The organism is Mesorhizobium sp. AD1-1 (genome assembly GCF_020164655.1).
GTDB classification, from domain to species: domain Bacteria; phylum Pseudomonadota; class Alphaproteobacteria; order Rhizobiales; family Rhizobiaceae; genus Mesorhizobium; species Mesorhizobium ciceri.
The window spans coordinates 1-10,274 of sequence record NZ_JAIUGP010000032.1 but is presented as its reverse complement, the minus strand read 5'-3'; the positions used below and the strand labels follow the sequence as shown (position 1 = coordinate 10,274).

Sequence of the window (10,274 nt, the reverse complement as noted above, 5' to 3'; positions counted from 1 at the left end):
AGCGACGTCTTGCCATGGTCGACGTGGCCAATCGTGCCGATGTTCACGTGAGGCTTGTTACGCTCGAATTTACCTTTTGCCATTGTCTCTTTCCTTGGACGGCCCGGATCTTCAGTTCGGTCGAAGACCTTCAGTTCAGTCGAATGCGGGGCGATTAGCGACAAAGGCCAAAAAACACAAGCGTCTTTTGGCCGGGTGCCGTCTCACTCAGTCCGAACCATCGATCCGATTGCGGGGATGTGGCGCTGATATAGGAAGGCTCCGGGCAAAATGAAGGGGTAGCGGGCCGACCGATCGAGGCCGCGAAAGCGCCGGCTTGCTTGCCCAGCCCTGTCTGAATCATGGCCAGGCCATGGACCATTGCCGCCGCCATCCGCCTCTGATCTTGTGGCCGGATGCATTTCATCCCTGCCTCTATCCGCGGCCCGCTGTTCATGATCGTCTCGACGGGGTCGTATCTCGTCAACGACACGATGATGAAGCTCGCGACGGCGGGCCTGCCGTCTTATGAGGTGCTGTTTCTGCGGGGTGCCGCGGCGGCCCTCTGGGGCTTCCCGCTGCTGTTCGCGCTGGGCTACGGCAAGCAGATCCCGCTGATCTTCGACAAGCGCGTCCTGAGCCGGAACGTGCTCGAGCTGGCGGCGATCCTTTGCTATGTGGTCGCGCTCGCCAACATGCAGATCGCCGATTCCACCGCGCTCGGCCAGATCACGCCGCTCTTGATGCTGGTTGGCTCCTCGATCCTGTTTGGCGAGCGGATCGGCGGCCGGCGCATGGCGCTGATCGGGCTCGGCTTCGTCGGCGCGCTGATGGTGGCGCAGCCGACCATGCAAGGCATTTCGGTCTATGCCCTGCTGGCGCTCGGCAACGCAGCCCTTGCAGCGGCGCGCGACCTAGCCGGCCGGCGGGTCTCGGCCGAGGTGCCGGGAATGATCGTGGCGATTTCCGCCGTCGTGGTGGTGCTGATCGGCGCCGGCGCCGCGCATCTTGTTTCCGAGCGCTGGGTCATGCCCGGGGCGCATCACCTGCTGCTGATGGCAGGTGCTGGATTTTTCCTGATCTTCGGCCACTTCTTCATCTTCATGGCCTATCGCGTCGGACCGACCAGCGCCGTGGCGCCGTTCTACTATTGCTTCACCGTCTGGGCGGTCATTTCGGGCCTGCTGGTGTTCGGGCAATTCCCCAACACACTGGCGATCTGTGGCATCCTGCTGGTCGTCGGCAGCGGGCTGACCATCGTGTCGCTGGATCAGCGCCAGCGCCGGTTGGCCGTCGTCGCCTAGCCTCGTTTCATTGCGGGAACGCCGATCTTTGTTTTCGGCGCCCCGATGCCATAGGCAAGCCACTGCCGGGCATACCGGCCTGAAGCCGGCCTTGCCTTCAGAAACTCGAAACCTCAGACGATCCGCAGGCGCCTAAAGCGTCCGCCTTGCGCTGAACTGATGGTAGGCCCACAGAACAACCACCGCCCCGATGACGGCAACGATCAGGCTGTAGATGTTGAGACCGGTGACGCCTGATGCGCCGAAGGCACTGAAGATCAGCCCGCCGACAATGGCGCCGACGATGCCCAGCACGATATCCATTATGACACCCTGGCCGGTCTTGTTGACGATCTTGCTGCCTATGAAGCCGGCGACCACGCCGAGAATGATCCAGCTGATGATACCCATTTTTTCCTCTCCATCCCCTCGCCAGCCGAACATTTTCATATGATTGTCAAAACCTCAAGCCAGCTTGAAATTCCGCCCGAATGCTTCATTGTTGAGGAGGGGTCGGGCCTTGGTCGCTATGGAGGATCCACGATGGGACTTTTTGACAACGCCGTTCCCGGCGGCAACATCACCAAACCTCTGATGATCGCACTCGGCGCATTGCTGGTCGGCAAGATGCTGAGCGGCAGAAGTGCCGAAGAACCGGAACAGTCTCCCGTGCCCGCTCCGACCGCCCCCGTCCCGACGGAAACCACATCCGCCGACGGTGGCCTGCTGGGCGGCCTGGGCGGACTGCTCGAAAAGCTCCGGGACGCCGGTCACGGCAACACCGCGGACTCCTGGGTCGGTACCGGCCAGAACCAGTCGATCAACGCCAACGATCTTGGCGCCGCCATCGGACCGCAGATCATCCGCGAGATCGCGCAACGGACCGGACTGGACGAGCAGGAACTGCTCAAGCAACTGTCCACCGCCCTGCCCGGCATCGTCGACAAGCTGACGCCGAACGGCCAGGTGCCGCAGCAGCACCAGGTCGCATCCGCGTTCAACAGCTGACGCGGCGCAGCCACGACAATTGGAGCGCTGCGCTTCGTGCGCAGTGCTTCGGCTTGCCGGTGATGGGATGAGTGTCTGGAGCGGGTAGCGGGAATCGAACCCGCATATTCAGCTTGGAAGGCTGCTGCTCTACCACTGAGCTATACCCGCGCCTTACCTGAAGTACCGGATTCATCCGAAAAGCGCCATGCACTTTTCGGTCCGATTCTTGTCGCGTTTCAGGCTTCCGGGCCGGCAGTGGTGGAGAGGGTTGGATTCGAACCAACGTAAGCTAAGCTAACGGATTTACAGTCCGTCCCCTTTAACCACTCGGGCACCTCTCCAGTCTGCCGCCGGAGCCATGCAACGAGGCATTCACGCCGATCCGGACCCGAGTTATGTGTTCTCCGAAACCAGCGCAGCGCCTTATGGCGGCAAGGCCATTGGGTGTCAACCGCGCAGCCAGCGTTTTTCGATGTTGTTCGCCGGCTGTGACGGCGGGCCATATCCTTGGCCGGAGGACACCGCTATAGAAGCCAGCCATGAGCGATAAAACCAACACCCCCAAAGACACCCATTACGCCAAGCTGCGCCGCGCCTATCGCGACGAGAAAAGCGGCGGCGCGCCGGCGTTCCGGCCTCGACAGCCGGTTCCGCCGGGCGAAAATGCCGCGGACGGACTGGTGCGGCTCTACGGCCTGCACACGGTTCGCGCCGCACTCGACAATCCGCGCCGCAAGATCAGGAAGATGCTGGTAACGCGCAATGCGGCCGAGCGCCTCGAAATCGCCGATCTCGCCGCCTTGCCCTTCAAGACGGAACTGGTCGAGCCCAGGGATATCGACAAGATCACCGGGTCGGATGCCGTGCATCAGGGTGTGCTGATCGAGGCCGAGCCGTTGAAAGCCAAGCGGCTCGATGCGCTTGGTGACGCGAAGCTGGTGCTGGTGCTCGACCAGATCACCGACCCGCACAATGTCGGCGCCATCCTGCGCTCGGCGGTCGCCTTCGGCGCCGGCGCGCTGATCACCACGGCCCGCCACAGCCCGCAGGAATCGGGCGTGCTGGCGAAATCCGCCTCGGGCGCGCTGGAGCACATCGACCAGATCGAGGTGAAGAACCTCGCCGAAGCGCTCGGCCAGCTGCACGAGGCCGGCTTTCGCACCATCGGGCTTGATTCGGACGCGCCGGCCGAACTCGAAAAGAGCTTTGCCGGAGAAAAGATCGCCCTGGTGCTGGGCGCCGAAGGCAAGGGCCTGCGCCAGAAGACCCGCGAGACGGTGACCACGCTGGCGCGGCTCGACATGCCCGGCGCTATCCATTCGCTCAACGTATCGAATGCCGCAGCGATCAGCCTTTACGTGGCACGGGCATTTTTGAAGCGCGGCTAAGCCAAAAACATCTCGACGAGAAACGGGTCCCGACAGACGCCGGAACCCGTTCTTCGACGGGCCAGGAGTTGGCGGCTTGGGAACGTTGCGCCGCCCTCTCCTGACCTATGCCGCTTTGCCCTGGGTGCCGGCTGCCTCGCTGCCGACCTCGAAATCGGCCATCCTCTCAAGCGCCCTGACCAGTGCCGAATGATCCTCCTTGGCGCCGCCATTGGCCGCGCAGGCGTTGAACAGCTGCTGCGTGGTCGACGTGTTGGGCAGCGACACGCCGAGCGCTTTCGCGCCCTCCAGCGCGAGGTTCAGATCCTTCTGGTGCAGTTCGATCCGAAAACCCGGGGCGAAGGTGCGCTTGACCATACGCTCGCCATGCACTTCCAGAATGCGCGAAGCCGCCAGCCCGCCCATCAGCGCCTGCCTGACCTTGGCCGGATCCGCGCCGGCTTTCGAAGCAAAAACAAGCGCTTCGGCGACGGCTTCAATAGTCAGCGCAACGACGATCTGGTTGGCCACCTTGGTGGTCTGGCCAACGCCGTTGGGCCCGACCAGGGTGATGTTCTTGCCCATCTTCTCGAACACGGGCTTGGCGCGCTCGAAGGGTTTCTCCTCGCCGCCGACCATGATGGTGAGCGACGCCGCCTTGGCGCCAACCTCGCCGCCCGAGACCGGCGCGTCGAGATAGTCGCAGCCTAGATCGTGGATTTTCCTGGCAAAAATCTTGGTCTCGATCGGTGAGATCGAGCTCATGTCGATGACCAGCTTGCCTTTGGTCAGACCGGACGCGACGCCGTTCTCGTGAAACAGCACATCGGCGACCTGCGGGGTGTCGGGCACCATCAGAATGATGATGTCGGCGGCCTTCGCCACGGCAGCATGGCCGGTGACTGACGTTAGGCCCTTGGCGACGAGATCGGCTGAGAGTTTCGATCGATGGTCGCTGGCTATGACCCTGTAGCCCGCGTCCAACAGGTGCCCCGCCATCGGTGCGCCCATGATGCCGAGGCCGATGAAGCCGATGGTTTCCATTTTGGTTCTCCAGTTGCTTGTGTGAAACGCCCCCTCATCCGGCCGCTAGCGCGGCCATCTTCCCCCGAGGGGAGAAGAGAAGCCGACGTTGGTGCCTGTCTCTTCTCCCCACCGGGGAGAAGGTGGCCCGAAGGGCCGGATGAGGGGGCGCGGCGTTGGCTAGGCCGCAGCACTTCCCTGCCTGGCTAATGCTTGAAACCACCCCAGCCCAGCCTCCGTCCCGGCCTTCGGCTTGTATTCCGCCCCGATCCACCCGGAATAGCCGATGCGGTCGATGTGCTCGTACAGGAAGGGAAAATTGATCTCGCCCGTCCCCGGCTCGTGACGGCCTGGATTGTCCGCAAGCTGGATATGCGCGATGCGGTCGAGGTTTGCCTCGATGGTACGGGCGAGATCCCCCTCCATGATCTGCATGTGATAGATGTCGTATTGCAGGAACAGGTTCTTCGACCCGACACGGTCGATAAGCGCCAGCGCCTGGTCGGAATAGTTGAGAAAAAAGCCCGGGATATCGCGCGTGTTGATCGGCTCGATCAGCAGCCTGATGCCGGCCTGCTCCAGCTTTTCCGCCGCGAAGGCGAGGTTTTCGGCAAAGACGTCCTCCAGCACCTTGCGGTCGGCGCCGGCGGGCGCGATGCCGGCCAGGCAATTGACCTGCTGGCAGCCGAGCGCCTGCGCGTAGGTGATCGCCTTGGCGATGCCCTGGCGGAATTCCGGCACGCGGTCCGGCAGCACGGCAATGCCGCGCTCGCCCTTGCCCCAGTCGCCGGCCGGCAGGTTGAACAGCACCTGCGTCAGGCCGTTCTTCTTCAGCCGGGCAGCGACGGCATCGGGCGCATGGTCATAGGGGCCGATATATTCGACACCCTTGAACCCCGCGCGGGCGGCGGCATCGAAACGGTCGAGGAACTCATGCTCGCCAAAGAGCATCGAAAGATTGGCTGAAAAACGCGGCATTCTTTTTCTCCTTTTCTCCGCCAAGCCTAATCCAGCATGACGATCGACGTCGGCGCATCTTCGTGGCTCTCGGCAAGCTCCTCGAATTCGGTGATCTTGTCGATCTCGGTGCCCATCGAGATGTTGGTGACGCGTTCGAGGATGAATTCGAGGACAACCGGAACCCGGTGTTCTTTCATCAACCGCTGCGCCTCCTTGAAGGCACCGGCGAACTCTTCCGGCTTGCGCACCCTGACCGCCTTGCAGCCCATGGCCTCGGCGACGGCAACATGGTCGACGCCGTAGCCGGCCTCGGGATCGCCTGCCCGGTTGATGTTCTCGAAGGCAAGGTCGACCTCGAAGTCCATCGAAAAGCCGCGCTGCGCCTGGCGGATCAGGCCGAGATAGGCGTTGTTCACGACGACATGGAGATAGGGCAGCTTGTGCTGGGCGCCGACCGCCAGTTCCTCGATCATGAACTGGAAATCATAGTCGCCCGACAGCGCCACGATGGTCCGGTCGGGATCGGCGGCGCGCACGCCAAGGGCAGCCGGCAAGGTCCAGCCGAGCGGGCCGGCCTGGCCGCAATTGATCCAGTTGCGCGGCTTGTAGACATGCAGGAACTGCGCGCCGGCGATCTGCGACAGGCCGATCGTGGTGACGTAGGTGACGTCGCGGCCGAACGCCTTGTTCATCTCCTCATAGACACGCTGCGGCTTCAGCGGCACCTGGTCGAAATGCGTCTTGCGCTTCATCGTCTTCTTGCGAGCCTGGCATTCCTTCGCCCAGCCGGACCAGTCGCGCAGTCTGCCTGCCGTCTTCCACTCGGTGGCGACGTCGAGCAGCATCTTCAGCGCAGCACCAGCATCCGAAACGACGCCGAGATCCGGCGCGAAGACACGGCCGATCTGCGTCGGCTCGATGTCGACATGGATGAATTTTTTGCCCTTGGTATAGAGATCGACGGAGCCGGTGTGACGGTTGGCCCAGCGGTTGCCGATGCCGAAGACGAAATCGGCTTCCAGCATCGTCGCATTGCCATAGCGGTGCGAGGTCTGCAGCCCGCACATGCCGGCCATCAGCCGGTGGTCGTCGGGGATCGCGCCCCAGCCCATCAAGGTCGGGACGACCGGCACGCCTGAAATCTCGGCGAATTCGATCAGCAAATCCGACGCATCGGCGTTTATGATGCCGCCGCCGGCGACGATCAGCGGCTTTTCGGCGGCGTTGAGCATCGTCAACGCCTTTTCGGCCTGGGCGCGCGTCATGGCCGGCTTGAACGGCGTCAACGGCTCATAGGCATCGATGTCGAATTCGATCTCGGCCAGCTGGACATCGACCGGCAGGTCGATCAGCACCGGACCCGGCCGCGACGAGCGCATCAGATGAAAGGCCTTCTGCAGCGCCATGGGGACGAGATAGGGCTCCATGACCGTGACCGCCCATTTGGCGACCGGCGCGGCAATGGCTGATATGTCGACGGCCTGGAAATCCTCCTTGTTCAGCCGCGCCCGCGGCGCCTGGCCGGTGATGCACAGGATCGGAATGGAATCAGCGGCGGCCGAATAGAGCCCGGTGATCATGTCGGTGCCGGCCGGACCCGAAGTGCCGATGCACAGGCCGATATTGCCTGCCTTGGCCCGGGTAAAGCCTTCCGCCATGTGCGAGGCGCCCTCGACGTGACGGGCAAGCACGTGGCGGATCGTTCCCCTCGCCTTCAGCGCCGAATAGAACGGATTGATCGCCGCGCCCGGCACGCCGAAAGCGCAGGAAATGCCTTCCTTTTCGAGAACGAGAACCGCGGCATCGACAGCGCGCATCCTGGCCATTTTCCAGCCCTCCACGGGTTTGTCATTGTTGGATTGGCTGAGGATGCCAGCACGTCGGCTATTTTTCAATTTTTTCAGAATATTTTTTCATTTCTAGAAAACGACGGCTATACGCTGATTTTGTTGGATTTTCCGTTTTCCAGCAATTCGGCCGGCGATATCAGTGAAAAATTTTTTCATTGTGCATTTGGCGAAATCGGTCGAGAATGACGCCATGGAAACCACGGAAAAACGCCAGCGCGGCCGGCCGCGCGCTTTCAATGGGCCCTCGGAGGCCAGTTCGGTGCAGTCGCTCGATCGGGCGCTGCGGATCCTGGCCATTGTCGCGGAAGGCAGCGGCCTGTCGCTGAGCGAAATATCGGCGCAGAGCGGGCTTGCCGCCTCCACCGCCTACCGCATGCTGACGACGCTGCAAAACCACGGAATGGTCGAATTCGACACATCAGACCAGCTGTGGTCGATCGGCGTCGAGACCTACCGCATGGGCGCGGCCTTCCTGCGCCGCCGCAAGCTGGTCGACCGCGCGCGTATCGTCATGCAGGAGCTGATGGAGAGAACCGGCGAGACCGCCAATCTCGGCGTCGCCGAGGACGATTGCGTGGTCTTCGTCAGCCAGGTCGAGACGCATCAGGCGATCCGCGCCTTCTTCCGGCCGGGCACGCGCAGCCCCTTCCATGCGTCGGGCATCGGCAAGGCGGTGCTGGCGCATCTCGAGCCGGAGCGCGTCGGAACCATCCTGCGCAAGGCAGGCCTGCAGCGCTTCACCGACAGGACGCTGTCCGACATTTCGGCGCTTGCCCACGATCTGGCGCGGATCAAGCTGCGCGGCTGGTCGGTCGACGACGAGGAGCGGCACCCCGGCATGCGTTGCGTGGCAGCCGCCATCTTCAACGAATTCGGCGAGCCGATCGGCGGCGTTTCCGTGTCGGGGCCGACGGTGCGGGTGACGCCGGAGCGGCTGGCCGAGATCGGCCCGCTGGTGCGCGATGCGGCAGCCGAGGTGACCAGGATGATCGGCGGCGTGCGAGCCGGCTGATCAGCCCGCCCCGGGCAGCGCGCTCCTGGTCGCGATATCGAAGAAATCGAGAAGGATGGCCATGCCGACGCCGCAGGCGGTGAATATCAGGCCGGCCATGAAGATGCGGTTGGCGCGTTCATAGATGCGCCGCTGCAGGCATTTCGTGTCGAGCAGCAGCGAGAGCGCCCGCATCTGCAAGGCAATGCCGGCCAGGATCGGCAGGACGGCGACAAGATGGTAGGTCTGCCACGGGATCGGGTTGGCGGCCCAATGGGTGATGAAGCCCAGCGAAAACGCCAGCAGGATGCCGACGGTGGTGACGGTGCCGTTGCGGAAAACCGTTTCGACCAGGTCTTCCCTGGGGTCCTGCTCGTCCAAGGGTCTCTCCCCGCGTTTCGCGGTCCAGGATAGACGCTCGGAAAATCTCTGTACACTGTCCGATCTGTCGCCGGACCAATCCCTTCAGTTCTGCGCTGAAGCGGCCGATGGAGCACGCACCGCTACCATCCAGACAACAGAAGAGGGGCTCGCATGGGCCCCTCTGTTGCTGAACGGGTCCTCCCCTCAGAGACGGCAATAGTGGCGGTATCCGTCGTGGCCGAGATAGGTATCGGAGTCCGCGTCGTAGCTGGCATAGCGATCGTAGCAGCGGCGGACATGCCACGAGCCACCGCCTTCGTCGACATAGACGGTGCGCGGCTGGGCGAGCAGGCTGCCGAGGACGAAGCCGCCGACGCCGGCAGCAATGCCGATGCCGATTTCGCGGTTGTGGTGATGGCTGTGGGCGGCCGAAGGCTGCACGGTGCCGGCCAGCGTGGCGGCGGCGACGGCGGTGGCGATAAGGCCGGAAACGAGTGTGTTCTTGAACATGACGATCTCCTTGCTTCGTTGACCGAGGCGATCCATCCGCCTCTTGATCATCTGTCGTCACAGCCAGGAAAAAGGTTCGAACTTTTTTGATTTTTCTGGAGCTGGGAAATCGGATGGACCGAGGTCCACGCTGACGGCGACTGGAAAGGGTTGGCGAGGACGTTGATGCGGCCAATCTCCCCCACTTGCTGGGGGCTATGCCACGCACATATCTGCTATGACTGGGGTGACTGATCGGCCCGAGGCCCGATTGCCGGGTGGGTCCCCCAATCCGTCGCTGCTTCGCAGCGCCACCTTCCCCCCTCCGGAGGGAAAGGAAAGGAGCGTTGGTGGGCGAGCGTTGGCTCGGCGAAGCCGAGACGGAGCGGGACCAGCGCCGCATAGGCAATGCATGCGCCAAGCTGCCATGCACTCTATCGCCAAAGACCAGTTGCTTGGAAATGTGTGCATGCCGTAGCTTGCCGGGGATCAGCAGCTTTGCCGCCCTACTTCACAAGGTGATCGCCGAACGCAAAAAGGGCGGCCGAAGCCGCCCTCTTGGGGAATTGGGTCCCTCCATCAAAGGAAAATGATCACCCTGCCGTGCCTGTGGTGATGGTTGTGGTGGTGGTTGTAGTGCTTCCACCAGAACTTCTTGAAGTGCTTCTTGTGATGGTTGTGGTGGTGATGATGATGGCCATGCATGCCGTGGGCTGACGACGTGCCGACAGTGCCGGCGAGCGCGCCGGTGGCGACGAAGATGGCGACGAGGCCCGAGGTAAGAGTGCGCTTGAACATGATGATCTCCTGGATCTTTTGATCGAGGCGACCCATTCGCCTCTGACCATCAGTCGGCGCGGCGCAGCAAAAGGTTCGAAAGGTTGAGGAGATTTTTTGTGGGACGCCGTTGACGCCAGCGCGGCGACGGCAAGGACACCAATGACCCGTCGCCCCCTATTCCCCTATTCCCCTATTCCCC

11 protein-coding genes and 2 tRNA genes are annotated in these 10,274 nt (G+C 62.8%); 4 read left to right on the top strand and 9 right to left on the bottom strand.

Translation table 11 applies throughout. The features are described from left to right. Nucleotides 1-395 precede the first annotated feature (395 nt). Nucleotides 396-1,283, top strand: a complete 888-nt coding sequence (locus LB519_RS31175) for a DMT family transporter (RefSeq protein ID WP_224621949.1) — start codon at nucleotides 396-398, stop codon at nucleotides 1,281-1,283. A gap of 132 nt (nucleotides 1,284-1,415) precedes the next feature. Here the strand turns inward: LB519_RS31175 and LB519_RS31170 are convergent, their stop codons facing one another. After that, nucleotides 1,416-1,673, bottom strand: a complete 258-nt coding sequence (locus tag LB519_RS31170; RefSeq protein WP_013531402.1) for a GlsB/YeaQ/YmgE family stress response membrane protein — start codon at nucleotides 1,671-1,673, stop codon at nucleotides 1,416-1,418. Between the two features lie 132 nt (nucleotides 1,674-1,805). Between LB519_RS31170 and LB519_RS31165 the strand changes: the two genes are divergently transcribed. Continuing rightward, nucleotides 1,806-2,270 carry a YidB family protein gene (locus tag LB519_RS31165; RefSeq protein ID WP_024505802.1) on the top strand — a complete coding sequence of 155 codons (465 nt, stop codon included), beginning with the start codon at nucleotides 1,806-1,808 and terminating at the stop codon, nucleotides 2,268-2,270. 76 nt (nucleotides 2,271-2,346) lie between these two features. On the opposite strand, the gene LB519_RS31160 is transcribed toward LB519_RS31165, so the two are convergent. Continuing rightward, a tRNA-Gly gene (locus tag LB519_RS31160) sits at nucleotides 2,347-2,420 on the bottom strand. An 88-nt stretch (nucleotides 2,421-2,508) separates the two neighbouring features. Continuing rightward, nucleotides 2,509-2,593 (bottom strand) — tRNA-Tyr (locus LB519_RS31155). Between the two features lie 198 nt (nucleotides 2,594-2,791). Between LB519_RS31155 and rlmB the strand changes: the two genes are divergently transcribed. Beyond that, nucleotides 2,792-3,640, top strand: a complete 849-nt coding sequence (rlmB, locus tag LB519_RS31150) for a 23S rRNA (guanosine(2251)-2'-O)-methyltransferase RlmB (RefSeq protein ID WP_027163677.1) — start codon at nucleotides 2,792-2,794, stop codon at nucleotides 3,638-3,640. A 105-nt stretch (nucleotides 3,641-3,745) separates the two neighbouring features. Here the strand turns inward: rlmB and LB519_RS31145 are convergent, their stop codons facing one another. From LB519_RS31145 to gcl, 3 genes are all read right to left on the bottom strand, one after another. Next, nucleotides 3,746-4,663: a 2-hydroxy-3-oxopropionate reductase gene (locus LB519_RS31145; protein ID WP_224621948.1), complete on the bottom strand. Its 918-nt coding sequence runs from the start codon at nucleotides 4,661-4,663 to the stop codon at nucleotides 3,746-3,748. A gap of 159 nt (nucleotides 4,664-4,822) precedes the next feature. Further along, a complete protein-coding gene (hyi, locus tag LB519_RS31140) occupies nucleotides 4,823-5,620 on the bottom strand; it encodes a hydroxypyruvate isomerase (protein ID WP_224621947.1) in 798 nt (265 codons plus the stop codon). A 26-nt stretch (nucleotides 5,621-5,646) separates the two neighbouring features. Then, nucleotides 5,647-7,428, bottom strand: a complete 1,782-nt coding sequence (gcl, locus tag LB519_RS31135) for a glyoxylate carboligase (RefSeq protein ID WP_224621946.1) — start codon at nucleotides 7,426-7,428, stop codon at nucleotides 5,647-5,649. A 214-nt stretch (nucleotides 7,429-7,642) separates the two neighbouring features. Here gcl and bhcR point away from each other — a divergent pair, with 214 nt between their 5' ends. After that, nucleotides 7,643-8,464, top strand: a complete 822-nt coding sequence (bhcR, locus tag LB519_RS31130; protein ID WP_024505797.1) for an HTH-type transcriptional regulator BhcR — start codon at nucleotides 7,643-7,645, stop codon at nucleotides 8,462-8,464. Here the strand turns inward: bhcR and LB519_RS31125 are convergent, their stop codons facing one another. From LB519_RS31125 to LB519_RS31115, 3 genes are all read right to left on the bottom strand, one after another. Next, entirely contained in the window at nucleotides 8,465-8,824 is a 360-nt protein-coding gene (locus LB519_RS31125; protein ID WP_013531395.1) for a hypothetical protein, read from the bottom strand. 186 nt (nucleotides 8,825-9,010) lie between these two features. Beyond that, a complete protein-coding gene (locus tag LB519_RS31120) occupies nucleotides 9,011-9,316 on the bottom strand; it encodes a BA14K family protein (RefSeq protein ID WP_013531394.1) in 306 nt (101 codons plus the stop codon). 558 nt (nucleotides 9,317-9,874) lie between these two features. Further along, nucleotides 9,875-10,093: a hypothetical protein gene (locus LB519_RS31115; protein WP_013531393.1), complete on the bottom strand. Its 219-nt coding sequence runs from the start codon at nucleotides 10,091-10,093 to the stop codon at nucleotides 9,875-9,877. Nucleotides 10,094-10,274 lie beyond the last annotated feature (181 nt).

Bases quoted from the DNA above. Each gene is read 5' to 3' on its own strand.
- hyi (WP_224621947.1), bottom strand. From the start codon at position 5,620: ATGCCGCGTTTTTCAGCCAATCTTTCGATGCTCTTTGGCGAGCATGAG.
- LB519_RS31120 (WP_013531394.1), bottom strand. From the start codon at position 9,316: ATGTTCAAGAACACACTCGTTTCCGGCCTTATCGCCACCGCCGTCGCC.
- LB519_RS31170 (WP_013531402.1), bottom strand. From the start codon at position 1,673: ATGGGTATCATCAGCTGGATCATTCTCGGCGTGGTCGCCGGCTTCATA.
- rlmB (WP_027163677.1), top strand. From the start codon at position 2,792: ATGAGCGATAAAACCAACACCCCCAAAGACACCCATTACGCCAAGCTG.
- LB519_RS31175 (WP_224621949.1), top strand. From the start codon at position 396: ATGCATTTCATCCCTGCCTCTATCCGCGGCCCGCTGTTCATGATCGTC.
- bhcR (WP_024505797.1), top strand. From the start codon at position 7,643: ATGGAAACCACGGAAAAACGCCAGCGCGGCCGGCCGCGCGCTTTCAAT.
- gcl (WP_224621946.1), bottom strand. From the start codon at position 7,428: ATGGCCAGGATGCGCGCTGTCGATGCCGCGGTTCTCGTTCTCGAAAAG.
- LB519_RS31145 (WP_224621948.1), bottom strand. From the start codon at position 4,663: ATGGAAACCATCGGCTTCATCGGCCTCGGCATCATGGGCGCACCGATG.
- LB519_RS31165 (WP_024505802.1), top strand. From the start codon at position 1,806: ATGGGACTTTTTGACAACGCCGTTCCCGGCGGCAACATCACCAAACCT.
- LB519_RS31115 (WP_013531393.1), bottom strand. From the start codon at position 10,093: ATGTTCAAGCGCACTCTTACCTCGGGCCTCGTCGCCATCTTCGTCGCC.